At 40.7% G+C, this 26,948-nt stretch carries 26 protein-coding genes, 1 tRNA gene and 1 other RNA gene; 5 read left to right on the forward strand and 23 right to left on the reverse strand.

Annotated elements, in window-relative coordinates:
- Positions 1-26 precede the first annotated feature (26 nt).
- Positions 27-1,400 carry a tRNA uridine-5-carboxymethylaminomethyl(34) synthesis GTPase MnmE gene (gene mnmE, locus AWH02_RS08890; protein WP_060553519.1) on the forward strand — a complete coding sequence of 458 codons (1,374 nt, stop codon included), beginning with the start codon at positions 27-29 and terminating at the stop codon, positions 1,398-1,400.
- Between the two features lie 150 nt (positions 1,401-1,550).
- On the opposite strand, the gene AWH02_RS08895 is transcribed toward mnmE, so the two are convergent.
- From AWH02_RS08895 to dnaG, 8 genes are all read right to left on the reverse strand, one after another.
- Positions 1,551-2,120, reverse strand: a complete 570-nt coding sequence (locus AWH02_RS08895; protein WP_060553518.1) for a TlpA family protein disulfide reductase — start codon at positions 2,118-2,120, stop codon at positions 1,551-1,553.
- A 437-nt stretch (positions 2,121-2,557) separates the two neighbouring features.
- Positions 2,558-3,256 (reverse strand): LrgB family protein, encoded by a 699-nt coding sequence (locus AWH02_RS08900; protein ID WP_060553517.1) that lies wholly within the window; start codon positions 3,254-3,256, stop codon positions 2,558-2,560.
- A complete protein-coding gene (locus AWH02_RS08905) occupies positions 3,249-3,629 on the reverse strand; it encodes a CidA/LrgA family protein (RefSeq protein WP_008809214.1) in 381 nt (126 codons plus the stop codon). The genes AWH02_RS08900 and AWH02_RS08905 overlap by 8 nt, the downstream gene beginning before the upstream one ends.
- 214 nt (positions 3,630-3,843) lie before the next feature.
- Positions 3,844-3,931: transfer RNA gene (locus AWH02_RS08910), tRNA-Ser, on the reverse strand.
- A gap of 8 nt (positions 3,932-3,939) precedes the next feature.
- Positions 3,940-4,288: a transfer-messenger RNA gene (ssrA, locus tag AWH02_RS08915) on the reverse strand.
- Between the two features lie 114 nt (positions 4,289-4,402).
- Positions 4,403-4,741: a metal-sulfur cluster assembly factor gene (locus tag AWH02_RS08920; protein WP_045503289.1), complete on the reverse strand. Its 339-nt coding sequence runs from the start codon at positions 4,739-4,741 to the stop codon at positions 4,403-4,405.
- Between the two features lie 52 nt (positions 4,742-4,793).
- Positions 4,794-5,906 carry an RNA polymerase sigma factor RpoD gene (gene rpoD, locus AWH02_RS08925; RefSeq protein WP_045773332.1) on the reverse strand — a complete coding sequence of 371 codons (1,113 nt, stop codon included), beginning with the start codon at positions 5,904-5,906 and terminating at the stop codon, positions 4,794-4,796.
- 2 nt (positions 5,907-5,908) lie between these two features.
- Positions 5,909-7,690: a DNA primase gene (gene dnaG / locus AWH02_RS08930; RefSeq protein WP_282954018.1), complete on the reverse strand. Its 1,782-nt coding sequence runs from the start codon at positions 7,688-7,690 to the stop codon at positions 5,909-5,911.
- Positions 7,691-7,895: 205 nt separating this feature from the next.
- Here dnaG and mscL point away from each other — a divergent pair, with 205 nt between their 5' ends.
- Positions 7,896-8,276, forward strand: coding sequence for a large conductance mechanosensitive channel protein MscL (gene mscL / locus AWH02_RS08935; protein WP_045503293.1), 381 nt, complete (start codon positions 7,896-7,898; stop codon positions 8,274-8,276).
- Between the two features lie 108 nt (positions 8,277-8,384).
- On the opposite strand, the gene rpsU is transcribed toward mscL, so the two are convergent.
- The 6 genes from rpsU to AWH02_RS08965 all read right to left on the reverse strand — a co-directional run bounded on the left by rpsU (position 8,385) and on the right by AWH02_RS08965 (position 12,621).
- Entirely contained in the window at positions 8,385-8,561 is a 177-nt protein-coding gene (gene rpsU / locus AWH02_RS08940) for a 30S ribosomal protein S21 (RefSeq protein WP_000048054.1), read from the reverse strand.
- 126 nt (positions 8,562-8,687) lie between these two features.
- Positions 8,688-9,371 carry a DUF4956 domain-containing protein gene (locus AWH02_RS08945; protein WP_048780162.1) on the reverse strand — a complete coding sequence of 228 codons (684 nt, stop codon included), beginning with the start codon at positions 9,369-9,371 and terminating at the stop codon, positions 8,688-8,690.
- A 10-nt stretch (positions 9,372-9,381) separates the two neighbouring features.
- Positions 9,382-10,113, reverse strand: coding sequence for a polyphosphate polymerase domain-containing protein (locus tag AWH02_RS08950; RefSeq protein WP_060553515.1), 732 nt, complete (start codon positions 10,111-10,113; stop codon positions 9,382-9,384).
- Positions 10,114-10,320: 207 nt separating this feature from the next.
- Positions 10,321-11,766, reverse strand: a complete 1,446-nt coding sequence (locus tag AWH02_RS08955; RefSeq protein ID WP_048780167.1) for a M56 family metallopeptidase — start codon at positions 11,764-11,766, stop codon at positions 10,321-10,323.
- Positions 11,767-11,780: 14 nt separating this feature from the next.
- Positions 11,781-12,158: a BlaI/MecI/CopY family transcriptional regulator gene (locus AWH02_RS08960; protein WP_008809223.1), complete on the reverse strand. Its 378-nt coding sequence runs from the start codon at positions 12,156-12,158 to the stop codon at positions 11,781-11,783.
- Between the two features lie 109 nt (positions 12,159-12,267).
- Entirely contained in the window at positions 12,268-12,621 is a 354-nt protein-coding gene (locus tag AWH02_RS08965; protein ID WP_045773326.1) for a DUF1304 domain-containing protein, read from the reverse strand.
- A 192-nt stretch (positions 12,622-12,813) separates the two neighbouring features.
- On the opposite strand from AWH02_RS08965, the gene AWH02_RS08970 reads away from it, so the two are divergent.
- The 3 genes from AWH02_RS08970 to AWH02_RS08980 all read left to right on the forward strand — a co-directional run bounded on the left by AWH02_RS08970 (position 12,814) and on the right by AWH02_RS08980 (position 17,120).
- The gene (locus AWH02_RS08970) at positions 12,814-14,130 is read left to right on the forward strand and encodes an FAD-containing oxidoreductase (RefSeq protein WP_060553514.1); all 1,317 of its coding nucleotides are present in this window, start codon (positions 12,814-12,816) and stop codon (positions 14,128-14,130) included.
- A gap of 112 nt (positions 14,131-14,242) precedes the next feature.
- A complete protein-coding gene (locus AWH02_RS08975; RefSeq protein WP_060553513.1) occupies positions 14,243-15,211 on the forward strand; it encodes an NAD(P)/FAD-dependent oxidoreductase in 969 nt (322 codons plus the stop codon).
- Between the two features lie 382 nt (positions 15,212-15,593).
- On the forward strand, positions 15,594-17,120 hold the full coding sequence (locus tag AWH02_RS08980; protein ID WP_060553512.1) for an ATP-binding cassette domain-containing protein: 1,527 nt from the start codon (positions 15,594-15,596) through the stop codon (positions 17,118-17,120).
- 75 nt (positions 17,121-17,195) lie between these two features.
- Here AWH02_RS08980 and AWH02_RS08985 read toward each other — a convergent pair whose 3' ends face one another.
- The 9 genes from AWH02_RS08985 to AWH02_RS09025 form a co-directional block, all read right to left on the reverse strand.
- Positions 17,196-18,932 (reverse strand): ABC transporter ATP-binding protein, encoded by a 1,737-nt coding sequence (locus AWH02_RS08985; protein WP_060553511.1) that lies wholly within the window; start codon positions 18,930-18,932, stop codon positions 17,196-17,198.
- Positions 18,922-20,664 carry an ABC transporter ATP-binding protein gene (locus AWH02_RS08990; RefSeq protein WP_048780179.1) on the reverse strand — a complete coding sequence of 581 codons (1,743 nt, stop codon included), beginning with the start codon at positions 20,662-20,664 and terminating at the stop codon, positions 18,922-18,924. The genes AWH02_RS08985 and AWH02_RS08990 overlap by 11 nt, the downstream gene beginning before the upstream one ends.
- 96 nt (positions 20,665-20,760) lie before the next feature.
- A complete protein-coding gene (locus AWH02_RS08995) occupies positions 20,761-21,948 on the reverse strand; it encodes an MFS transporter (protein ID WP_060553510.1) in 1,188 nt (395 codons plus the stop codon).
- Between the two features lie 156 nt (positions 21,949-22,104).
- Positions 22,105-23,451: an asparagine--tRNA ligase gene (gene asnS, locus AWH02_RS09000; protein WP_045503330.1), complete on the reverse strand. Its 1,347-nt coding sequence runs from the start codon at positions 23,449-23,451 to the stop codon at positions 22,105-22,107.
- A gap of 21 nt (positions 23,452-23,472) precedes the next feature.
- The gene (locus tag AWH02_RS09005) at positions 23,473-23,838 is read right to left on the reverse strand and encodes a VOC family protein (RefSeq protein WP_060553509.1); all 366 of its coding nucleotides are present in this window, start codon (positions 23,836-23,838) and stop codon (positions 23,473-23,475) included.
- Between the two features lie 198 nt (positions 23,839-24,036).
- A complete protein-coding gene (locus AWH02_RS09010; protein WP_223358667.1) occupies positions 24,037-24,468 on the reverse strand; it encodes a hypothetical protein in 432 nt (143 codons plus the stop codon).
- 271 nt (positions 24,469-24,739) lie between these two features.
- Positions 24,740-25,201 carry a hypothetical protein gene (locus tag AWH02_RS09015; protein WP_060553507.1) on the reverse strand — a complete coding sequence of 154 codons (462 nt, stop codon included), beginning with the start codon at positions 25,199-25,201 and terminating at the stop codon, positions 24,740-24,742.
- Positions 25,202-25,204: 3 nt separating this feature from the next.
- Positions 25,205-26,383, reverse strand: a complete 1,179-nt coding sequence (locus AWH02_RS09020; RefSeq protein WP_060553506.1) for a pyridoxal phosphate-dependent aminotransferase — start codon at positions 26,381-26,383, stop codon at positions 25,205-25,207.
- The gene (locus tag AWH02_RS09025; protein ID WP_048780190.1) at positions 26,380-26,868 is read right to left on the reverse strand and encodes a cell wall elongation regulator TseB-like domain-containing protein; all 489 of its coding nucleotides are present in this window, start codon (positions 26,866-26,868) and stop codon (positions 26,380-26,382) included. The genes AWH02_RS09020 and AWH02_RS09025 overlap by 4 nt, the downstream gene beginning before the upstream one ends.
- Positions 26,869-26,948 lie beyond the last annotated feature (80 nt).

The following is a 26,948-nucleotide window of genomic DNA, read 5'->3' on the forward strand; positions in this document are numbered from 1 at the left end:
TAATTATAGATTTAGAAAGGATATAGATGATCACAAGAGAATTTGATACAATCGCTGCGATTTCTACGCCTCTTGGGGAAGGAGCTATCGGTATTGTCAGGTTAAGCGGAACTGATAGCTTTGCTATTGCCCAAAAAATCTTCAAAGGAAAAGATCTGAGTAAGGTAGCTAGCCACACGCTCAACTACGGCCATATTGTCGACCCTCAAAACCATGAAGTACTAGATGAAGTTATGGTCGGTGCTATGCGCTCACCCAAGACTTTTACACGCGAGGACATCATTGAAATAAACACTCACGGGGGAATTGCGGTTACTAATGAAATCCTGCAACTAGCTATTCGAGAAGGGGCTAGAATGGCAGAGCCTGGTGAGTTTACCAAGCGGGCCTTTTTGAATGGTCGAGTGGATCTGACTCAAGCCGAGGCCGTTATGGACATCATCCGCGCCAAAACGGATAAAGCCATGAACAACGCTGTCAAACAGCTCGATGGCTCTCTTTCTAACCTCATTAACAACACACGTCAAGAAATCCTCAACACACTGGCTCAGGTAGAGGTCAATATTGACTATCCGGAGTACGATGATGTGGAAGAAATGACGACACAGCTCATGCGAGAGAAAACAGCAGAGTTCGAGGAACTCCTGACATCTCTTCTCAATACTGCTCGACGTGGTAAGATTCTGCGGGAAGGTATTTCCACTGCTATCATCGGCCGGCCTAATGTTGGCAAGTCTAGCCTGCTCAACAATCTCCTGCGTGAGGACAAGGCCATTGTGACAGATATTGCTGGAACCACTCGGGATGTTATTGAGGAGTATGTCAATATCAAGGGTGTACCGCTCAAGCTAATCGATACCGCAGGAATTCGGGAAACCGATGATCTTGTAGAACAAATTGGCGTTGAGCGCTCTAAAAAAGCTCTGCAAGAAGCCGACTTGGTCCTCTTAGTTCTTAATGCCAGTGAGCCTTTGACAGATCAGGACAGACAATTGCTTGAAATCAGCCAGGATAGCAATCGAATTGTCCTGCTTAACAAGACCGACCTTGAGGAAAAGATTGAGCTTGATCAGCTCCCTACTGATATCATTAAGATTTCTGTCCTCCACAATCAAAATATCGATAAAATTGAAGAACGCATCAATCAGCTCTTCTTTGAAAATGCTGGTATCGTCGAACAAGACGCCACCTACCTGTCTAACGCCCGCCATATCTCCTTGATTGAAAAAGCTCTGGAAAGCCTTCAAGCCGTCAACCAAGGATTGGAAATGGGTATGCCGGTAGACCTTCTCCAAGTTGATATGACCCGTACTTGGGAAATCCTCGGTGAAATCACTGGTGATGCTGCTCCAGACGAACTCATCACCCAACTCTTTAGCCAATTCTGCTTGGGTAAATAAGATTTCTATATAGGCATTAAACTCTATTTTAACAACACCTATCTATAATAAAATAAAAGGTATGATTCTTGTGTCCTACAAAGATTCATACCTTTTATTATTTATCGAAAGCTACTTAGAGAGTCTATTATAAGCTCTCCATTTAGTTCTTTATTTTAAAATCTCTTCTAGCTCTTTTTCGAGCGCTGCTTCGTCATGAAAGTTTAATATCACTTTTTTTACTTTTTGATTCTTATCGACTAGGTAAATCCCAGGAATTGATTGAACATGGAGGATATCCGCTGCTTTCTCACCTGCATCATAGTAATACGGGAAGGTATAGCCTTTCTCACTGACATATTGATCCGCTTGTTCCTTTGTTTCCTTATGAAAATCAAGCATATCCAACATGACAAAATTTATTTTGTTTTTATACTTTTCGTAAACTTTTTGAATCTCCGGTAACTGTCGCTGACAATAAGGACACCAGCTAGCCCACTCTACTACCAGCATAGGCTTATCATAAAACTCTGAACTCTTCTTTAAAGCCCCTAGCTGATCTTCCATTTCAAACTCTGGTAATTGCTGCCCTGTCAAAACATGTTCTACAGCTGCACTACCACTTGTCTGTGCAGAACCTTTGTCGTGCTTTTTATTTCCTGAAAAATAAATCATAGTAAAAACTGCCACAACAATGACTCCTACAGTCAGAAAGGGCAACCACCATTTATCTTTTAACATTTCTCACCTCATAATAATCCATCTCAAAATATTTAATAAATATAAGAGATTGCAATCTATACACGCTCATCAAATATTGTTCTAAACTATTGAAAATACTTTTGTCTAACGTGCCAGTTGTAAATTTATTATATCAGTTTCACTTTACTACATCAACAACTTTAACTTAAAAGATATACTAGAGCATTTTACAAACCATTACATCATTATTTGGACTAATTCATCCATTAAAATGCTTGATTTATCAGAGTTTTCTCGCTTATAACTTGGCTAGTCTAAAGATATTGAGTACCATTCCCATACTTCTCTCTATTTATAACTAAAACTGACTTCCATCTTCGTATCCAACTTCTTAAAAGTATTTTACTTTATAACAACTGAAAACAACATTTCAACAAGATAAGAATTTATCAAAAATAAAAAAGAGGTTATCCCTCTTATTTTGCTAAAATGAGTCCAGCAATTAAAGGACTGACAAAAACATACATTAAACCTGTCACTCCAATGGCCAAACCAGCCATAGCTCCCTCAACTTGACCATATTTAAAGGCCGCTCCTGTTCCAACTGCATGCCCAGTTCCCCCAAGTGCTAAGCCAATAGCAACAGGATCTTCAATTTTAAGAAGTTTTAAAATAGTCGGCCCCATAACACTTGTCAAAATCCCTGTCGCTACAACAACTACTAAAGTAATTGTTGTGATCCCCTGCATCTTATCAACAATACCAACTGCCATTGCAGTGGTTACTGACTTTGGAAACAAAGAAATAGCAAGGAAAAAATCCATTCCAAAAAATTTTGCTACAAGTGCTGTAAAACTTGTATTTACCAAAACTGATAAAGAGATACCTAACAAAATACTTCTAGCATGGTGTTTCATTAAATGAAAGGTCTTGTAAAGCGGAATACCTAATGCAACAGTCGAAGGCACAATCAAATTATTCAAATATGATCCTCCGATATAATAATCCTTGTAAGAAATCCCAGTCCAAGATAAAAAGAGAATCACTAAAATTGTTGCCAAAAGTAGAGGCGTTGTCAAAGGATGTGGAAAACGTCTAAAAATCAACATTCCAATAAGATAAGCTAAGATAGACAAAGCCAAGCCAAACAAAGGATTAGTAACTACACTAGTCATGTCTTGCTCCCCTTTCTTCATAATCACCTTCATAACGTCTCTTAATAAACTGCACAGTATAGGCAATGACCACAACGTTCAGTACAATTGCCAAGACAACAATCAAAATGATAGGCAGGAGATAAGGTGCTATAATATGAAATTTATCCATAATACCAACTGCAGCCGGCAAAAAAAGAATAGTCATATTCGCCAGTAAAAAATTACCAACCATATTTACATGACGTAGGCGTAACCATTTGAATTCTAAAGCTAAAAATAACAAAATTAATCCGATGATGCTACCTGGAATTGGTAAATGAAAAATAGTTGAAATTCCCTCTCCAAGCAACGAAATCGAAAAGATAATCATCAGTTGTACGTATAATTTCATGAAGTCCCCTCACTTTTCTAAGTAACAGTCTACTACTTTTCAGAAAAATTTCAATATATTTTACAAAAATAAAAAGATGGAAACGAATCCATCTTTCTTCTGCGTATCATAAAGTCTAAATAGGAGTCCAATTTTAGATTTAGCCACCAAATCAGCAAAAAATTCCAATCCTTTTAAGCCAACAAAAAAACGCCATTGGGCGCCTTAAATACTACGGAAGACATGGGATTCGAACCCACGCACGCTTTTACACGCCTACTGCGTTTCCAACACAGCCTCTTAAGCCTCTTGAGTAATCTTCCATTATTAAATATGGAGCCGGTGGGAGTCGAACCCACGTCCAAACATCTGCCAACACATTTGTCTACAACCATAGGCTATGTATTGCTTTAACTTGATTTTGACACATAACTCAAGCCCAAATCAAGCGAGTCTATCAATCTCTTGTAAAATCCCTAGACAAAATTCTACCGTAGCTTGCTAATAATAAGACCTGTCATCAGACACAAGCAATCCGAATCGGGTCACGCTGGCTGGTTTTTAGGCAGCTAAAGCGTAAGAAGTATTATTTTTTGCAGTTATATTTAACTGGCGTTTTACATCCGCTAGATGAGTCGCAAAATATGCCTCATAATGCCTGTCGAATCCGTAACGACCCCAAGACAATAAAATTATTATATCATATTTCAGCAAAATTGCAATTTTTTCAGATCAGATATCTATGATTTACTTTAGTAAAAAATCTCGAACCCAGTAGGATTCGAGATTAAGTATTATTTGATTCCAAGTGCAATTCTTGCGTAACGGCTCATTTTTTCGACTGTCCAAGCTGGATACCAAACCAGCTTGACTTCCACTTTAGTTACTTCTGGAATTTCTTCAAGAGCATCGTGGATTTGATCCGTTAATAAGTCAGCCAAAGGACATCCCATAGTTGTTAGAGTCATGTCGATTTCTGTCTCACCATTTTCTTCGTTGAAACGAATTTCATAAATGAGTCCCAGATTGACAATATCAATACCCAACTCAGGGTCAATGACTTGTTCCAAACTTTCAAGAATACGGTTTTTAATGCCTTCAATTTCTTCTGCTGTATATTTTTGCTCTGCCATCCTATCATCTCCTATTTAGTTCATATCTATAGAATCTAGATTTCACCATTTTTTAATCTTCAATGAAATCACGGAGTGGCTTACTACGGCTTGGGTGGCGTAATTTGCGTAGAGCTTTAGCTTCAATTTGGCGAATGCGTTCACGTGTCACATTGAAAACTTTACCAACATCTTCCAAGGTCCGCATTTTACCATCATCCAAACCAAAACGAAGACGAAGAACATTTTCTTCACGATCTGTAAGAGTGTCTAAAACTTCATCTAACTGCTCACGAAGAACAACACGAGTTGTGTAATCAACTGGATTTTCAATTACTTCGTCTTCGATAAAGTCACCCAGATGGCTATCATCTTCCTCACCGATAGGTGTTTCTAGCGAAACTGGCTCTTGAGCAATCTTGAGAATCTCACGAACCTTGTCTGGAGTCATATCCATACGCTCAGCAATCTGCTCAGGCGTTGGATCTTGACCCAATTCTTGCAAGAGATTGCGTTGCTCACGAACTAGCTTGTTAATTGTTTCTACCATGTGAACTGGGATTCGGATTGTTCTAGCTTGATCAGCGATCGCACGTGTAATGGCCTGACGGATCCACCAAGTTGCATATGTTGAAAACTTAAATCCTTTGGTGTAGTCAAACTTGTCAACAGCCTTCATCAAGCCCATATTTCCTTCTTGGATCAAGTCAAGGAACTGCATGCCACGTCCAACATAACGCTTAGCAATAGAAACTACCAAACGAAGGTTGGCTTCAGCCAAACGTTGCTTAGCCTCAGTATCGCCCTGCTCAACCAAGATTGCCAATTCTTGCTCTTCTTCGTTTGTCAAAAGTGGAACGACTCCAATTTCTTTCAGATACATACGAACAGGATCATTGACTTTAGCTGAATTGCTACCTAAAAGTTCTTCATCAGTTAGCTCTGCTTCTTCCTCTTCGTTGTGTAAAACACGTGCACTTGGATTCCCTTCTTTATCTGTAATAGAAATCCCTGCATCTTGAATACGTTGCAACAAATCTTCGATACCATCTGCATCTAAGGTAAAAGGAATAATCAATTTATCATTAATTTCATCATCAATTGCCGTACCAGCCTTTTTATGGTTTCGAATAAATTCTGCAACTTGTACGTCAAATGTTGTTACTTCTTTTTGTTTTGTAGCCATTCCTACTCCATTCTTCTTTTCTGAGCGATCAAGCGCTCCAGTTCTTCAATTGCCGTATCAACATCACCATTATGAGATGCTTCTCGGACTCTTTTCCCTATTATTTGATTTTCCTTACGGAGCAATTCCTTATCTCTGATAGATTCAACTTCTGCCAACTCATTGTCCGCAATTTCGCTAGGTAAATCTTCTTCTAAAATACGATACCAGGCTTGTTGGACTCCATCTGATTGCTCAGACAAATCGTGTGATGTCACCTCACCATTTTCGCAAAGTATCTGGTATAGAATCTGTAATTCAGGTGTTGCAAACTGGAAATCTTCTCTCAAACGGTAATCATTCAAAACTATAGGATATTCAATCATTCGATTAAGAAGGTGATTCTCAGCTTTTACTAAACGAGACACTTGCTTAGAAAGCGGAAGATTTGTCTGAAAACGAGGCTGTTGATAAACCTGTTCCTGCTGACTCTTTCGATTACTTAAGCGACTATTGTTAACCGCCTGCTCAACTTGCTGGTAATCAAAGTCTGGTAGAAGCTCTGCCAGCATATAAATATACGAATTCTGCGCCGTAATCGATGAGGTCTGAGCAATAATCGGAGCCATTTTCTCAACGAATTCAATCTGAGCTTGTAGATTCTCAGTATTTTCCGGTTTCAGATAGCGAATTAGAAACTCAACATCACTTATCCGAGTTTTGGTTAGCAAATATTGCAGTTCTTCAGGAGAATTTTTTTGAATAAATTCATCTGGATCCATCTGATCTGGAATAGAGACAATCTCAACAGATAAATCTTTTAATTCATCCAAAGCTTTAACAGTTGCTGCCTGTCCAGCCTTATCACCATCGTAAGATAAGATAACCTTTTTACAATACTTGCTAAGATGCTGAACATGTTCATGTGTCAAGGCCGTCCCCATTGAAGCGACTGCATTTTCGATACCTGCCCGGTAAGCAGCAATGACATCCATGAAACCTTCCATCAGATAGACTTCATGACTTTTCTTTATGGTTGCTTTTGCCTTGTCCAAATGATAGAGTTCATAGCTCTTATTGAAAATAGCTGTGCTTCGACTATTTTTATACTTAGCTTGATGACTATCAGTCGGAGGGGATTCCTCCCAAATCCTTCCGGAAAATGCCACTACTTGGCCATTATCATTGGCCAAAGGAAACATGATACGATTTTGAAAAGCATCATAAACTAGATTACTCTCTGCTAGATTAAACAGTCCCGAGTTCATAATGGTTGCTTCATCAAATTTTTCAACCATACTCTGATAAAGATAGTTGCCTTCACTAGGGGCTAAACCAATCTGAAAATGCTTAACGATCTCATCAGTCAATCCACGTTTGTAAAGATAAGTTCTAGCTTCTTCTCCCATCTTGGTCGTCATCAAGATAGCATGATAAAATTTCGCAGCCTCAGTATGAATATCATAGAGAGCTTGATACGGGTGTTGTCTTTTGGGTTGGGATAGATCATTTTTATCAACTGCAAGTTGAATACCCGATCGTTCAGCAATTATTTGGACGGCTTCCATAAATGAAACGCCACGATATTCTTCGATAAACTTAAAAACATCTCCCGACTTGCCGCAACCAAAACAGTGGTAAAACTGCTTATCTTCAACGACATTAAAGGAAGGTGTCTTTTCTCCATGAAATGGACATAGTCCAAGAAAGTTGCGTCCAGCCTTAGTCAGAGCAACAACTTCTCCTATGACTTCGACGATATTGACGCTGTTTTTAATATCAGAAATGATTTCTTTATCAATCACCCGACAATACCTCCAATTTACCATAGAATACTATGTTATATTTTATAATAAATTGACAAAAAAGTAAAATATCAGCTACAGATTTACAAATAAATAAACTTTAAAAGAAAGACATGAAAATTTAACAATCCTATAAAATCAACCACTTGCAAAAGGTTGTTATTTTCATTATAATAGAGACTGATTAAAAAAAGGAGATATTTCTATGTTAAAAGAGTTAAAAAGCTTTTTACTTCGTGGCAACGTAGTTGACCTAGCTGTTGCTGTTATCATTGGTGCTGCTTTTGGTGCAATTGTTACTTCATTAGTAAATGACATTATCACACCACTTATTTTAAACCCAGCCTTGAGCGCTGCTGGTGTAGATAAAATTGCTGAATTATCTTGGAACGGTATTGCATATGGTAACTTCCTAAGTGCGGTTATTAACTTCCTTGTTATCGGAACAGTTCTTTTCTTCATTGTTAAGGCTGCTGAAAAAGCTCAAAGCTTCGGTAAAAAACAAGAAGAAGTTGTCGAAGAAGAACCAGCTCCAACTGAACTTGAAGTACTTCAAGAAATCAAAGCTTTGCTTGAAAAAAAATAATACAACAAAAAACCTGAAAGTATATGTTCAGGTTTTTTTATTGCATTCCTACAATAACGTAATAGTTCTTTAACAAAAAAACAGCCCTGAGGCTGTTTTTTATTTCAATTAGAATTTCTTGCGCTTACGAGCTGCTTCTGATTTACGTTTACGTTTTACAGAAGGCTTTTCATAGAATTCACGTTTGCGTGTTTCTTGAAGAGTACCAGCTTTAGTAACAGCGCGTTTGAAACGGCGAAGAGCGTCATCAAGAGATTCGTTCTTACGTACTACTGTTTTTGACATGTTTTTCACTCCCTTCAAGTTCAGAATCTAGTTAATGATATCATATTAGGAAATTCATGTCAAGTTTTTATTGAATACTATGTGCCTGTTCTTTTAAGATTTAAAAAAATTACTCTAAGATTCACTTTACAATGTTTTTTTCTTTTTAGCAGCTTTGGAAATAGTCATCGACAAAACCTTATCATAGACGAGAAACTGCTGCATGAGCTTACTATCACTTATCTCCGGCAATAAATCAATAACGTATTCCAACTTGATCAATTGCTTTTCAGCTGCTTCAATTGATGTCATTTCAACACTTTTACAGTTAGCTGAAAAAATAGCTTCAAAGAGTAATTCATAATCAAAATTAGCTGGAACCTTTATTTCCACATATCGTCTTGTCTGGCTAACAGAAGTAAAATTCATTTTTTCAAAAATCAACCAAACAAAGGAAATTGATAGGGTAAAAACGACAGCTAAAGCAACAAATCCCATCCCTGTTGTAATTCCGATGGCTGTTGCCATAAAGACTGCCAAGAGCTCTTTTGATCCTCCTGCAGCAGATCGAAAGCGAATCAAACTAAAAGTTCCCGCTACAGCAACACTGGTACCTAAATTGCCATTCACTAGGAAAATGATAATAGAAATAATAGCAGGTAACAGAGACAAAGTAATCACAAATTCTTTTGTATAAATCGTTTGACGTTTATATACCTTGGCTAAAACAATCCCTAAAATCAAGCTTGTGATCATTGAAAAAATCAGAGCTAAGGGATTAATTTTCACTTCAGCCGAGGAATAAATACTATTAAATAACTGATTGAGCATTGAGATCTCCTTAAGACTTGACTGTGTGGCTTAATCTTTCTTTTGTCTGTAGGTATGCTTTGCCATATTTTGAGAAGGATTGATCCATGAGACCAAATTTATTAAGAATACCAGCCATCCATTGAGGATATTGACCAGGGACCTTAATTTCCATAATGGCTTTTCCATCTTCTAGCAAAGGCCAGCCATAGCGTCCAGAAGTCAACTCAACATCATAATCTCTATATCGAATATTTGAATCAACGGTCACACGCACCTTCTTATCCTCTAATCCCTTCATAGAATAACGATCATAGCTAATCACCATTTTTGGTTTTAAATCTAGATAGCGTTCTTGTAATGCGACTACTTCTGCCTTCACTCGATCATCAGAAATAGTCGCATCAACTAATCCATTTTCAATGAAATTTACAACCGAAACTGGATTAGAGACTAGCCGATACTTAAATCCAACTTCTTCAGACTTTTTCTTAATTTCTAAGAAAACTTGACAATCATCTGTAGGTTGCTCTGCATAAGTTCTCATACGTAACTTTTCACGCCCACCTTTGCGAGCAATCGAATCTTGAATCATCTGAAAATCATCATTATCAAAATAGATATTTGTTATAGTTGATGTTGCATAGTCATCAGCAATAAGATAAGGAGCCATCTCAGCCTCTAAACGCTCTAATGTGGCCCGGTCTAAGATATACTTAGTCTCGATACGCTGAAAGTTTGTTTGAATCTTCTTTTGTTTCATGGGGATTCTCCTTTTTTATTCTACAAATGTAGTTTAATGATTTAAAAGAAAGAGAGCAACTGCTCAAAACCTAAAAATTTTATTTCTACATTTGTCGTTTATAGTTATATTCTACACTTGTAGTTTTTGTTTGTCAAGAGATTTTTTAAAAAATATAAAACTCTATCTATTTAGGTTCATATCAAACCTAAATAGATAGAGTTAATTTTAATCATCATCGTCATCCTTATCATCATCGGCGTCTTTATCGTCATCATCTCGAGAAGATGAAGTCTGACTCTTACTTGGTGATGGAACTGTTGTGACACTTGGACTACTACTATGGGTTGTCACAGCTGGCTGATTAGTATCTGTTGAAGTATGATTCGAACTTGGGACTTCTTTCTCAACTGTTACAGTCTTTTCGACTACAGTGTGTTGTTTAGATTTTAAAACTTTTCCATTCTTTGCATTGATTAGAAGCTCATGGGCAGTTTGACCGTGAGAAAAATAGATTTGGTAATTGTCCTTATCTCGAACAATCTTTAAATTTTTAATATCTTTTTCGCCAAGACCTAAATCTTTCAAGGCAACAGCCAAAGCCTGGTCTTGACTAAATTCTTTAGATACTTTTTTATTGATTACTTTCTGCGTTTTTTGAACATTAATTGCAGAAGTTTCAATAGCAAAGACCGAGCTAGTCAAAAGCAAGAGAACTGAAACGGCTACTACAAAAACGGTTGACAATAACTTCTTAGGTAGACGACTATCCATAATGCTGACAATCCGTCTCTTTAGATTAAATTTTTCAGAGTAAAAGCAGGTCGTCAAAGCAATCGGCGTCTTTTTACTGCGATCAATCATAGTTAAAATTGTCTCTCCATAAAAAGTCCGGTAATGCATATCTTGATCATTTAAGACATCATAATCACAATACATTTCTCCTACTTCTTGAGTTTCACGACAAGCTAGACGAACTATTGGATTAAACCAATGAAGACTTTTAACAAGGATCGCTAAAAGATTAATCAAGACATCATAGTGTTTGTAGTGCGTCAATTCATGTCTGAAAACAAGTTGCAACTCTTCCTCAGTGTAGTCAGACTCTGGTAATACAATCAATATATCTCTGAAGCCAATTAGCATAGGACTTTGTGACATAGGATAGTGAAGCAGGCGAACCTTATTTTTAATTCCCATCTCTTCTTGGATCTTTTGTAATTGGGCCAGAGCTTCTTCATCTTCAACGGGAGTCCCCCATCGTTTTAGCATCTTTCTAAAAAGAATATAGGAATAAGCATATCGAGCGATGCTAAAGACAAAGCCTAGCAACCATATTGCAATAAGAATCTCGAACCAAGGCAAATTTAGAAAACTTTGCCACAGATTGGGCTGAATCGTTTTTTCAGTAACTTGAGAAGCTACTTGTGCTGTTCCTGAAGGAACCTGTGTAGCCACTGTATTGATCGTTGATCCTGCATTCATCCGAATCAAACCTGAACCAAACTGAGGACGAAATGGGAAGAGAAAACTCAGCAAAACCAAAAACCAAATGACATATTTTGCTCGGGCTGAAACCCGCGTCTTAAAAAGCGCAAAAAGTAAACTAAGTAGGATTACTAAAATCGAGGTAGTAAGACTGGTTAACAAAAAAGATAAAAGGAATTGCTTCATGGTGATGACTCCACTTATTTATTCTGATCAAGTAAACTCCTCAACTCGTCTAATTCATTGTCTGACAAAGAATTAGATGAAAAGAGAGTTTTAACAAGGCCCCCCATGGAATGACCACTATAACGCTTTAGAAAATCTGAAGTTTCTACTTCTAGGTATTCATCTTCTGAGATAATGGCCGTATACTGTCTTTCACGTCCCTTACGGACACTTTCTAAAAAGCCTTTTTCCGTTAAGCGAGCTAAGACAGTTAACAGGGTCTGGGGTTTCCAATGGTTATCTTCGCCCAGTTTTTCCATAATTTGGGCAGAAGTTGTTGGGTTTGGCAATTGCCAAATTACTTTTAAAATAGTAAATTCTCCGTCAGGCAAACGTTTAATGGATGTTTTCATAGTCTTCCCGTCTTTCTATATTCTATTCTCATCTTTATTCTACACTTGTCTAATTAAAAAGTCAATCCTTATGCAAAAAAGAGTGAGAAATAAAATACTCCCACTCTTTTTAGAAAAATAAACTGATTAAGGTCAGTATAGCTAACCCTCCCTGCTTAAGCAAGATTTTCGGATCACTAGTCAATGCTCCATAGGCCGCCACTAAGATAATGTAAATCATAAAGATAGCCATCCAAAAAGAATCTTGGGTAAAAACAGCTAGTAAAACCAAGACAGCAATCAAACCATTATAGACTCCTTGGTTTTTAAAAAGAGTGTTAACCGATTCCCTCTCAAGCTCCTCCTGAGTCATGTTAAAGACTCGAGCTGTTATTTTTGAAGCTGTTGCAAATGTCTCCAAATACATGATATAAAAAAATTCTAAAGAAACTAAAATTGCTGAAATAATAGTAAATATAGACATCTTGTCCTCCTTCTTTTAAAACCTAATTTAATCAGTATAACATAGAAATCAACATGAAAGGAAAATATTGCTCAAAACGTATACATATCACTTTTAAATGTCAAATAAAGAGCATAAATAAAATAGGCGTAGCAGAAATCAGCAATTTCTGACTAGATGTGATACAATCTTTTTGAAAAATGGAGGTAAATTATGTTAACTTATGATCTGATTGTTATCGGCTTTGGTAAGGCTGGTAAAACATTGGCTGCTAAAATGGCAACCCAAGGAAAAAAAGTTGCTTTGATTGAGCGAAGCAAGGCTATGTATGGGGGAACCTGTATCAATATCGCCTGCATCCCAACCAAAACTCTCTTAGTCGCAGCTGAAAAGGGCTTAACTTTTGACCAAGTCATAGCTGAAAAGAATGCTGTAACTAGCCGCCTTAATAGTAAAAACTATGCAGGAGTTAGCGGTGCTGGTGTCGACATTATCGATGGGGAAGCTCATTTCCTTTCCAACAAAGTCATCGAAATCACAGCTGGTGATGAAAAAGAGGAACTGACTGCTGAGACTATTGTCATCAATACTGGTGCTGTTTCCAATGTCCTACCGATTCCTGGATTGACTGATACTAAAAATGTTTACGATTCAACAGGTATCCAAAACCTGAAAGAACTTCCTAAACGCTTAGGAGTTCTAGGTGGCGGTAATATCGGCCTAGAATTTGCTGGACTCTACAACAAATTGGGCAGTCAAGTAACTGTACTGGATGCTGCACCTGTCTTTCTCCCTCGAGTAGAACCTTCTATCGCTACTCTAGCTAAGAAGTACATGGAAGAAGACGGAATCCAGCTCTTACAAAATGTTCGTACCACACAGGTCAAAAATGATGGTGATGAAGTTGTCGTTGTGACAGAGGATGGAGAATTCCGCTTTGACGCCCTGCTCTATGCTACTGGACGCAAACCGAATATTGAGCCACTTCACTTGGAAAATACTGACATTGAGCTGACAGAACGCGGAGCTATCAAGGTTGATAAACACTTGGAAACATCTGTACCTGGTGTATTTGCAGCGGGTGATGTCAATGGCGGTCTCCAGTTCACTTATATCTCACTGGATGACTTCCGTATCCTTTATAGCTATCTGGCTGGGGATGGCAGCTACACACTAGAAGACCGTAAAAACGTCCCTACTAGCATGTTCATCACACCGCCTTTGGCTCAAATCGGATTGACTGAAAAGGAAGCGCAAGAGCAAGGACTGCCGATTGCAGTTAAGGAGATTCCAGTCGCAGCAATGCCTCGCGGACATGTCAATGCTGACTTACGCGGTGCCTTCAAGGCTGTTGTCAACACTGAAACCAAGGAAATTGTTGGAGCGACTATCTTCTCAGCTGGAGCTCAGGAAATTATCAATATCCTGACTGTAGCCATGGATAATAAGATTCCTTACACTTACTTGAGAAAGCAAATCTTTACCCACCCGACGCTGGCTGAAAACCTCAATGATTTATTTGCTATCTAATTTCAAGCCCCATCAGGGGCTTTTAATATTAGGTAAACTTACTCACTTACATTTCTCCCCCTTTTTGTGGTACAATAATGCTAGTTTATTTTAAAAAAGATTGAGGAAAATTATGTCTGAACTGTATGATATTACGATTGTCGGCGGTGGTCCAGTTGGCCTATTCGCAGCTTTTTATGCTCATCTGCGCCAAGCCAAGGTTAAAATTATTGATTCCCTGCCTCAGCTGGGCGGTCAGCCAGCCATTCTCTATCCAGAGAAGAAGATTCTGGATGTCCCTGGCTTTACCAATCTAAGTGGCGAAGAGTTGACACAGCGTCTAATTGAGCAGCTGGAGACTTTCCAGACTGAGATTTGTCTCAACGAAACAGTGCTGGATATCGTGAAAGGCGAAGAGGGCTTCACTATTACGACTTCTAAAGCGAAGCATCAGACCAAAACCATTATCATTGCCATGGGAGGTGGCGCCTTTAAACCAAGAGCTTTGGAGCTAGATGATGCTGAAAGCTACAGCAACCTCCACTATCATGTGTCAAATATCAGCCAGTACGCTGGCAAAAAGGTTGTTGTTCTGGGAGGCGGCGACTCGGCTGTTGACTGGGCACTAGCTTTTGAAAAAATCGCAGAAACCAGCCTGGTTCATCGTCGGGACAACTTCCGGGCTTTGGAGCATAGTGTGGAGGAACTCAAGGCTTCCAGCGTTGAGATTAAGACACCATTTGTACCCAGTCGATTGGTCGGTGAAAATGGCAAAATTACCCACTTGGAAATCAGCCAGGTCAAGGGAGAGGAAAGTCAGCTTTTACCTCTAGATCATCTCTTTGTCAATTACGGTTTTAAATCCTCTGTCGGCAATCTCAAAGATTGGGGCTTGGAACTCAACCGTCACAAGATTTTGGTCAATAGCAAGCAAGAAACCTCCGTACCAGGTATCTATGCTACTGGAGATTGTTGCAGCTACGAAGGTAAGATCGACTTAATTGCGACTGGACTCGGTGAGGCACCTACTGCTGTCAACAATGCCATTAACCATATCTACCCTGATCAAAAGGTCCAACCCAAACATTCTACAAGCTTATAATATAAAAACGCAATCAAGGTTGGGATATCCTGTCTCAGCCTTCTTTTCTATTGACTTTCTTAGCTCCTTCTGTTAGACTTAAAGCAGAACTATTTCGGAGGTACACGGAGACATGAAAAATTAAGTCTATTTTTTAAAGGAAACTTTATTTAGTAGATTTTGTCATGTTTCTGCATATCCGCGGGATGTTCATTTTTTGTGCTTTCTAGCTTCTATTTGCTTATCTTTAGATGAATCCTGTCGCTCCTATGACAGTGTAAGCTGGAAGCCTATGAACGAATAATCCTACTTAGACACTCCTGTGTCTGCTTTGTGCAACTAAAAACAGCTCTGCTAAATAAAGCAGGGCTGTATTTTGTGTTATAAAACGAAGGAGACATCTATGCTTCAAATAAGAAATCTAACCATTACCCACCTAAAAGACCTGAAAGAGTTAGTCAAAGATTTGTCACTGACTGTCAATCAAGGAGACAAGGTCGCTATTATCGGTGAGGAGGGCAATGGCAAGTCCACCCTGCTCAAGCTCTTGCTAGACGAGCGACTGGTCACCTCCTATGTCAGCTACAGCGGACAGATTGATAAGTCCTATACTGCTGCAGTCTATCTGCCCCAGCAGCTGCCTTCAGAGGATGCCCAACTGACGCTCAATGATTATTTCTTTGCTGATTTTGAGACCGAGCTGGACTATGCTAAGCTCTACCGCTATGCTGGGGAGCTCAACTTTGACTGCCAGCGTTTTGCCAGTCAGCAGCAGCTCGCCAGCCTATCTGGAGGAGAAAAACTTAAAGTTCAGCTCATCAAGAAACTAGCCAGTGATTGGGACATGCTCTTTCTTGATGAGCCCTCTAATGACCTTGATCTTGAAACTCTGACTTGGCTGGAAAACTTTATCAGCCACAGCCAGAGAACGGTACTTTTCGTCTCTCACGACGAACACTTTCTTGCTCAAGCTGCGACTAAGATTGTTCATCTGGAGCGAATCAAAAAGAAGCAGGAAGCTAGAACCAGCGTCAAGAGTCTGGACTATGAAAATTACCGCCATCAACGTCAGGAGGCCTTTGAAAAACAAGGTCAATTGGCACGGAAAGAGCGGGAAGAACACGCCAAGACCATGGAAAAACACCGACGGGTTAAGCAGAGTGTGGAGCATACTTTACGAAACACCCATGACGCTACTGCAGGTCGACTGGTGGCTAAAAAAATGAAAAACGTCCTCTCACAGGGAAAACGATTTGAAAAGGCAGGCGCTGAAATGACCGAAATTCCGACACAGGAAGATGCTATCAGCCTTCACTTCTCAGACATAGAAGCTCTGCCATTGACCAAAAGAATCCTGAAATTAGAAGGAATGAAACTGGAAACTGACGAACGGCAGTTGGCGGAGAACCTGACTCTGGAAGTCTGCGGTCAGGAAAAAATCGGACTGATTGGTTCTAATGGTGCAGGCAAATCTACTCTGCTTAAGGAAATATGGAAGATCCTGCGTGAGCGGACAGATATGCAGGTCGGCTACATGCCCCAGCATTATGGCGACTTGCTAACTGATGGAAGCAGTCCCTTGGACTTTCTGGCTCCCTCTGGCGACAAGGCTCAGGAAGAGAAAATCCTGACTCATCTAGCTAGTCTTCAGTTCACGCGCGACGAGGCCCGCCACCCGATTGGGCAGCTTTCCGGAGGTCAAAAAGCCAAGCTTCTCCTACTCAAACTTGTACTAGACCGCCCCAATGTCCTCCTTCTGGACGAACCAACCCGCAACTTCTCTCCCACCTCTCAGCCTCAGGTTCGCAAGCTTTTGACGACCTATCCTGGTACCATCATAACAGTCTCCCACGACCGCGTCTTTCTCAAAGAAGTCTGCCAGAAGATTTATAAACTGACAGAGACAGGATTGGAGGAAGTTACACTATAAGCAAAAAGAGTTGGAATTTCCAACTCTTTTAGTTTTGTTTAGCATCAATCTATGAACTTTAATAAAGCTCCCCCTCTACTCCTGCGCCGTCTGCATTTGGTAATAAACACCTCTGGCATCCATGATCTCCTGATGATTACCATGTTCGACGATATCACCATCTACCATGACGAGGATGATGTCAGCATTTTGAATAGTAGACAGGCGGTGAGCGATGATAAAGCTAGTTCGTCCCACCATGAGCTTGTTGAAAGCCTCCTGAATCAAGACTTCTGTCCGAGTATCAATGGAGGAAGTCGCCTCATCCAAGATTAGGATTTTAGGAACGGAAAGGAAGACACGGGCAATGGTCAAGAGCTGCCGCTGACCTTGAGACAGGGAGTCCCCAGCATCCGCCAGATAGGTGTCATACCCCTGAGGCAGCTGCTGGATAAAGAAATGCGCATTGGCCGCCTTGGCAGCTGTAATAACCTCTTCTCGGCTAGCGTCTGGCCGGCCAAAAGCTATGTTGTCGTGAATAGTCGCCGTCTTGAGCCAAGTCTCTTGCAGTACCATACCAAACTGCTGACGATAAGCGGCTCTGGTGTAATGCGTTATGGGAGTACCGTCTAGCGAAATAAGACCACTGTCTACATTGTAAAAGCGCATGAGGAGATTAATCAGGGTTGACTTACCCGCACCAGTTGGCCCGACAATTGCGACCTTGCTAGCTGCTGGAATCCTTATATTCAAATCCTGAATTAGCTCTTTTCCAGGCTCATAGCCAAAAGCCACATGCTCAAAGCTAATCTGTCCTTTGACATCTTCCGACTGGAGGATTTCCTGACCGGGCTCTGCTATTTCTTCTTGGTCCAAAACGCTGTAAATCCGCTCCGCACAAGCTAAAGCGCTCTGCAATTCCGACATGACTGACGAAATATCATTGAAAGGCTTGGTGTACTGGTTGACATAGTTGAGAAAGGTTACCAGCTGCCCAACCGTAAAGCCTGTTCCCTGAATGATTCGGACAGACCCAAAGCCCACAATCAAAGCATAGATTAGGGCATTGATAAAACGAGTCGAAGGATTGACCGTTGAAGAATAGAAAATAGCCGCCTGCGAATAGTCTGCATAGGTTTGGTTGCTGCGAGCAAAAGCTGTATCAAACTGCTCCTGAGCATTAAAAGCCTGTATCAGACTTTCCTGGGTCAGACTTTCCTCAATCAGCTGGGTCTGTGCCCCTCTCGCCTGCGTCTGACGTTGGAAAAAGCTAAAACTCTTTCTGGCAATAAAGCGAGCTAAGAAGAGAGAAAGGGGCGTCAAAAGCAAGACCAAAAACAGGAGGAAAGAGTCCAATCTGGCCATGCTAATGATAGTGACTAAGATGGTTAGCAAACCCACAAAGAATTGATTAAAAACCATAAGCAGGCCATTGCTGAGCTGCTCCAAGTCAGTCGTCACCCGACTAACCAAGTCTCCGGTTCCCTGCCGATCTAGATAGGCCAAGGGCAGATAGTGTACTTTCTTGATGACGCCTTGACGGAGCTGCTGGCTATAGCGATAGACCAGCTGATTATAGACCAAGGGATTAAGCCACTGAATCAGAGTATTGGCTAAGATGACCAACAACATCTGACCCAAAATCGGCATCAAATGCTGCTCCGCTTGAGGAAGTAGAACACTATCGACCGCATTCCCGATTAAAACTGGAAGAAGAACAGTCAGAGCCACTTGAGCCACTGTTCCCAGACTAGCTAGGAGAAAGAGCCAGCGCGCCTGCAGCAAATCTCGAGTCAAACGCCTCAAGCTGCTAGATGATGTCTTATACTTCATGCTTGCTCTCCTCTCCTTGACTATGCTGTGAGTGATGGATTTCTCGGTAAATAGCAGAGCTGACTAAGAGTTCTTCGTGGCTACCAAGAGCCACCTGTTCTCCCTTATCTAGGACTAAAATTTGATCCGCTGAGCGCAAGCTATTGGTCCGCTGAGAGATCAAGACCAGACTGGTTTCAGTCAATTCATTCTTAATAGCCTGCAGGAGTCTGGCCTCTGTCAGATAGTCCAGAGCAGAGGTCGCATCATCTAAAACCAAGAAAGGCGCCCTCCGCAAGACAGCTCTGGCAATGGTTAAACGCTGACGCTGACCGCCAGAAAAATTCCAGCCAAAGGCCTCTACAGTCGCATCCAAGCCACCTTCCTTCTGAGAGACAAAGTCCGCTGCCTGAGCAATCTCTAAAGCCTGCCACAAATCTGCGTCTGTTGGCTTGCTTGACATACCCAAGGTCAGATTGGAGCGAACAGTTCCTTGGAAAAGCTCCGCCTTTTGAGGCACCAGACTGATCCAAGACCGCCATTCGCTCAGATTTTTGGGACTGCGTCCTTGGGAAAAGATGGTCAACTGACCAGCAGCCACAGGATAGAGATGGGCCAGCAGCTGAACCAGAGTAGACTTCCCTGAACCTGTCCCACCAATAACCCCCAAAGTCTGACCTTTTTTCAAATCAAAAGTCAGACCAGTCAAGGCTGGACTAGCTGCATTTGGATAAGAAAAGCTGACCTGCTGGACTTTAATGGCTTGATTTGCCAGAGCTGTTTCCTGCACTAATTCCTGCAGGACATCTTCTTCTGCTTGATCGAAGACTTGACTAATGCGACCTGCACTGATATAGCTTTGATTGAGAGAATTGACTAGCATAGTTAGCTTGAGCAATTCCACCAAAATTTGCAATAAATAATTGACCAAAGCCACTAGCATCCCCTGGGTCAACAAGCCCTTGCCGATAAAGCTATTCCCCTGCCAAATCACAACAATCAGAGTACCATTGACCGTAAGAAAAGTCAGAGGGCTAATCAGACTAGCCAGAGCTCCCGTCCTAATTTGCCAGGTTTTATAGAGCTCGTTACGATTGCGAAAGGTCTGAACCTCACGCTGGGTCTGACCGAAAGCTCTTATAACCCGCATGCCCTGCAGTTGTTCGCGCGTCAGGTTGACCAACTGGTCAGTCAGCTGACGAATTTTGGCATAGAGAGGATTCATCAGACGAGACATGAAAACGATAATAGCCGTTAAAATTGCTACCATGAGCAAAAACCACAAGGTAATGACCGGACTGATAGTAAAGGCCATGATGATAGAGCCAAAAACGATGATAGGCGCCCGCAGAAAGAGACGAAGAAATTGATTGATGCCCGTCTGGATCTGATAGGTGTCGCTCGTCAGCCGAGTCACCAAGCTAGAAGTCGTCAGCTCATCCCGACTAGCCTTAGGCAAACGCAGGATTTTTTGATAGAGGTCGCTTGTCATCTGACGAGTAAAGCCCACTGCCGCCTTTGACGAATAATACTGGGCTACCACTGCTACCACCACGCCCAGCGCAGCCAAGCCCATCAAAAGAAAAACCATCCAGTAGAGATGGGAGCTGTCGTGTCTAGGAATGGTCTCATCCACAATACCCGCAATCAAAAGCGGAACCAAGAGTTCAAAACTGGCCTCCAAGAGCTTAAACAAGGGTCCCAGCAAAGACTCCCTGATATAGCCCTTGAAATATTTCAATAAATCTTTCATACTGCCTACTTCTCCATTAAACTTTATTTATTTTACCATAATTTTCAAAGGCTAAAAAATATTCTCCTTCTGACCAACAGAAAGAGAACATTGATATTAGACTTCTTGTAAGTTCTGGCTTATTTTCTTTAGACCTATATGCAAAAATGGAGTTACAACAAATAAAAAGCCGCCCAAAGCTATAAAAGTCCAATCGAAGCCAAAGTGATCAATCAACCAGCCCGTCATAGGGAAAATGACAATCATACTCAGGCTGAACATCATAGAATAGACACTGAGCATGGTCGCCCGTACTTCACTTGGCAGCTGCTTTTGTAAATCGTTGTCAAAAATTGGCTGGAAAAGAGCATACAAGGCGTTGCTGATTAGATAAATCAAAATATAGATAACTGGCGTTCCAAAATAGGACAGCAGGTAGCTTGCTCCAGTTAGAAAAACTACCGTAGGAAAGAGTTTCAAGGCAGAATACTTCTTTCCAATCATACTCGCCAGATAGACCGCCAAGATATTCAAAGCACTGCCAATTAGCATGACTACCGAAATCTGCCAATCTTTTAAGTCAGGCAATTGATTTTGGTAGTAAAAATAAAACATACACATCATCGTTCCGATGATTTGGGACAGAATCATCCAGATAAAAAGACTAGGATTTCTCTGTAACTCCTCTTTGACCGTCCAGATAATCTTTTTCATAGTCAGACGTTCTGCTTTCTCTGCTTTGACACTAGGCTCTTTCAGCATCCAGGTCAAGAAAAGAACGACGATAGAGGTGCCAATCATGATATAGTAGGTCAGATGCAATTGTCCATGGACAAAAAATCCAGCCCAGACTGTTCCCAAAGACCGGGTCGCCTCGGCCACTCCAGACATGAAGCTGGAGATGGACAGGTAACGTTCCTTGAGTCCGGCCTCCACAGACGAATCATAGACCATGGCTGCGCTTGTCCCCGAATCAAAATTATAGGACCAAGCACTAATCACCATAGCCAGTGCATAAACCCAAAAGTTTGCCTGCCCCACCAACATGAGAACAGAAGACACAATCCCAGCTATCCGGCTCAGATAAAGATTGGTCTTGTAGGAAAAGCGATCCGCCAACATCCCAGAAGGAATTTCACAGATGACACTAGTCGCATGAAAAATACTTTCCAAAAGCCCAATCTGCCAAAGGGACATGCCGTTTTGACTTAGAAATAAAATCCAAAAACTGGTAATGCCTAAAAAGGCAAAAAATTCAACTCCGGCCATCAGGCCGATATTTTTCCGATAACTTCTTTTAAACATATTTTCTCCTTTAACAAGTGTTTTCTAATTTCTATCCTTTGTCACTTGTTAATCTGCTGTTTACATGACTCCTACCTCTTCTTTCTCTAAAATTTTGTATTTGGATTATTTCATAGTTTACTGTTGAAAAAACGCCACATGGGCGTTTGATTCGTTTTATGGTTTAATACGATGCAGCATACGTGGGAATGGGATGGCTTCACGGATATGCTTGGTCCCTGCCACAAAGGTTACCATACGCTCGATACCGATACCGAAGCCACCATGTGGAACTGTTCCATACTTACGAAGATCAAGGTAGAATTCATATTCTGTCGTATCCATACCAAGATCATTCATCTTAGCAACGAGGGCATCGTAGTCTTCCTCACGCATGGAACCACCGATGATTTCACCGTAGCCTTCTGGTGCCAGCAAGTCTGCACAAAGGACACGGTCTGGATTTCCAGGAACTGGCTTCATGTAGAAAGCCTTGATGGCTGCTGGGTAGTTCACGACAAAGGTTGGTACACCAAAGTGGTTGGAAATCCATGTTTCATGTGGAGAACCAAAGTCATCTCCATGTTCAAGATGCTCATAATCTGCATCCTCATCATTTTCATGGGCTTGCAAGAGGTCAATCGCTTCATCATAGCTAACACGCTTGAAAGGCTCTGCAATATAGCGTTTCAAGAGTTCTACATCACGTTCCAGCGTTTCCAAAGCCTGAGGAGCACGGTCAAGAACACCTTGGATCAAGGCTTTAACATAAGCTTCTTGCAAGTCAAGTGACTCATCATGGGTCAAGTATGAATACTCTGCATCCATCATCCAGAACTCAGTCAAATGACGACGGGTTTTTGATTTTTCAGCACGGAATACAGGACCAAAGTCAAAAACGCGACCAAGAGCCATAGCACCTGCTTCCAGATAAAGCTGACCTGACTGACTCAAGTATGCTGGAGTTCCGAAATAGTCTGTTTCAAAGAGCTCAGTTGAGTCTTCTGCAGCATTTCCTGACAAGATTGGGCTGTCAAACTTCATAAATCCATTCTTGTCAAAGAATTCATATGTAGCGTAGATGATGGCATTGCGGATCTGCATCATGGCAACTTGCTTACGAGAACGCAGCCACAGGTGACGGTTGTCCATGAGGAAGTCCGTTCCATGTTCTTTGGGCGTGATCGGATAATCATTTGACTCACCAATTACTTCGATGTCTGTGATATCCAGCTCATAGCCAAATTTTGAACGCTCATCCTCCTTGACGATCCCTGTCACAAAAACAGATGTTTCCTGGCTAAGTCGTTTGATAGTATCAAATTTCTCAAGTCCTACTTCTTCACCAAATTTCTCGATAAAATTAGGCTTGAAGGCTACACCTTGGAAAAAGGCTGAACCATCTCGCAGCTGCAAGAAAGCAATCTTACCCTTACCTGACTTATTTGCAACCCAAGCACCGATGGTCACTTCTTTACCCACATAGTCTTTTACATCAATAATCGTTACATATTTGTTTGACACTTTTTTTCTCTTTTCTATTTTTTATTCTTTGTGACAGACTGCCTCGACATTATTACCATCTGGATCCAAGACAAAGGCTGCATAATAAGGTTGGTGATATTGGGGACGAATGCCTGGGGCACCATTATCTTGACCTCCCGCTGCTAGACCAGCTTGATAAAAAGCATCCACTTGCTCTCTAGTCTCAGCACGAATGGCAAAATGAGAAGCATCTGATTGCCCCTGACTTAACCAAAAATCTCCAGCTGGAGCTGTTTGCGGCTCTGCAAAACTTACCGCCTGAGGAATTTCAAAGGCAATCTTGTAGCCCAACGGCTCTAAAGCTTGCTGATAAAAGAGCTTGCTGGCTTCCAAATCCTTGACTGTAATACCAAAATGATCAATCATATCTGCCTCCTAGATTGGTTGCTAAATGTCACTTTATTTCAAGACAAATCTTTTGGACATCTGTTCTATATTTTACCATAAAGCGATTGCAATAGCTATCCTTGAAGAGACGAAAATTTAAAATTCTTTAAAAAGCTATCTTTTTCCGAAAATACTATTCTATAAGAAATCAGAAAAAGAAAACAGCTCTTTGGAAAATCAGTCTCCTTTCTTATTTTCAAGCTTCTCAGACTTTTCATAAACCATACTACTTTTCTTAGTATTTACCTCTCCCTTATCATTGACTTCAATATGTACCTTAAAATAAGTCCGCTCAATCTGAGGGTTATAACGAGTCTCATAAACCATAGTAAAGTCTGCATACCCCTTCCCAGAAAGTTCCTGCTCTGAAGGTCCACCGACAGAATTTTTCAAATGCTCGCTATTTAAAGTTCGTAACTTTAACTCTAACCCTGGTTGATAATCGTTCAAGTACCAATCCATTCGGGTTGATGCATTTTCTTCAAAAAGGATCCGGTACTGTCTGCCCTTGGCTTGTAAGCTATAAGTGGGTTCGCCAGACTTTGATTCAGAAATAGTTGTCCACCCTTGCTCAGCATTAAGGAAAGAACAAGCCGTCAATAGGACCAAACATATTATTAGGTTTAAAAATATCAAACTAGTTTCATGCTACATTCCTTTCTAATAGAAATCAAAACATATATTAGATACGCTTTAACTGATATTAAGGCTATATTTCATCATTCTAAACTTCTACATAAGGAAGCCCTAGAACAAACGCTTTCAGAATTATTCTATAACTTTAAACAACCTCTTACCAGCTAGAGTCGAAGAAAAGCAAAAAGGACAGGCTTTAAGCCCATCCCTATTTTAAAAATATAATTGCTTTTCATTTATATGTTTACTTAGAATCATCCTTTTCAGTCTTTACTAAGACCATACTGCTTTCCGAATGTTTGATTTGTCCATTCTTATCAGCAGTTATTCCAACTTGATAATAACTTACTTCTTTGTGACTACCTGAATAATGTTCATAAACCAGAGTAAAGTTAGCAGACCCTTGACCAGACAGCTCCCTCTTGGCTGTCGCTCCATCTACACCATTTATCTCTTCTTCATTAAGAGTATGGCACTCAAGATTTTCAAGCGGATTATAATTATCTAGATGCCAGGTTTTTCTAGCTGAACCATTGTCATTGTATAGAATCCGGTACATTTTTCTAGACACTTGTAACTTATAAAAGGGTTCTCCCTCCTTAGACTGGGAAACAGTAGTCCAAACCTGCTCTGGATGAACAAAAGAGCAAGCTGTCAAGCAAAACAGGCTAATTGCCAACATTGCAAAACAGGAGATTTTCCTCATGCTTTAGCGCTCCATAAATTGCTTCAGACGCTGAACAGCTTCATTCAGTGTTTCCAGATCAGTCGCATAGCTGAGACGGACATTTTCTGGAGCACCAAATCCTGCTCCGGTCACCAAGGCCACTCCAACTTCTTCCAAAATAGCTGTGGTAAAGGCTGTCACATCTGTAAAACCTTTCATTTCCATAGCTTTTTTGACATTAGGGAAGAGATAGAAGGCTCCTTGAGGCTTAATGACCTCAAAACCTGGTACTTGAGCTAGAAGTGGATAGATCGTATTGAGACGCTCTTCAAAGGCCTGACGCATAATTTCAACTGTCTCCTGACTGCCAGTTAGAGCTTCAATAGCTGCATATTGAGCAACTGTTGTTGGATTGGAAGTGGTTTGGCCTGCAACCTTGCTCATAGCAGCTATGATTTCCGGTTCACCAACAGCATAGCCAATCCGCCAACCGGTCATGGAATAACTCTTAGAAACGCCATTGATAACCACTGTTTGCTTGCGGATAGCTTCTGATAGACTAGAAATTGGCGTAAATTCATTGCCGTTATATACAAGTCGTCCATAGATGTCATCTGCCAAAATCAGAATATCATGTTCCACGGCCCAGTTTCCAATAGCCAAAAGCTCCTCTGCTGTATAAATCATACCCGTCGGATTGGATGGTGAATTCAGAACCAAGACCTTGGTCTTGTCAGTCCGAACTGCTTCCAATTGATCTACAGTTACCTTAAAGTCATTCTCTTCAGTAGCTTGAACAAAGACAGGGACTCCTTCAGCCATCTGAATCTGATCGCCGTAACTGACCCAATAAGGCGTAGGAATAATTGCTTCATCACCTGGATCAAGAACACTCATAAAGAAGGTGTAGAGGGAGAACTTAGCTCCTGTTGCCACAGTCACTTGATTCGGTTTGATTTCATAACCGTAGTAGTTTGCAAAGTATTGAACAATAGCTTCTTTTAACTCAGGAAGACCACTAGCCACTGTATAGAAACTAGCTTTCCCATCTTCAATAGCTGCCACAGCTACTTGCTGAATATTTTTAGGAGTCGGAAAATCCGGCTCTCCAAGAGTTAGCGACAGAATATCTCTGCCTTCAGCCTTTAAAGCTTTGGCTCTGGCCGCTGCAGCCAAGGTCACACTTTCTTCCATTTTTAAAACTCGATTAGATAATTTCATAGCCCCTCCTTGCTCAGCAATTTCCTTTTTTCAAAATCGACAATATAGTAACTCTTTCCAGATTTGACTTCCCAAATTGGCCGGCCATTCAAATAGCCAAAAGTCACTTTGTCAATCGCATCAGCTCCATTTTTCCTTGCTATCCTTTCAGCCTCCTTTTTGCTAGCTCCATCACTGAGCTCATAAACGAAAATCTTGTCAGAACCCTTCTCAATCAGGACGGCTTTTTTCTTCTCTTGATCAGTTTCGCCTAGCAGGCTGTAGTAGGTCTTGTCCCCATTATAAATGGCAAAGCTATCAACTTTACTGACTCCTGCATACTTGCGAGCCAACTCAATGGAATTAGAACGAGCAGCCCGATAAGGCTCCATTGATAAATTAAATAGATTTAGCAGAGAAAAGGCAAGCACCGTTAAAAGAATACCTATTCCAATGACGTACTGCCAAATAAGGATTTTTTTATTTCTTTTTCTTCTATTTTTCACTCGTCCATTATACTATAATTCTATCTATATTTCTATCTTTTTCACATTGATTTTAATACTATTTATTGATAAAATATGGC

Origin of the sequence: Streptococcus gordonii, assembly GCF_001553855.1 — a bacterium.
GTDB classification, from domain to species: Bacteria; Bacillota; Bacilli; order Lactobacillales; family Streptococcaceae; genus Streptococcus; species Streptococcus gordonii.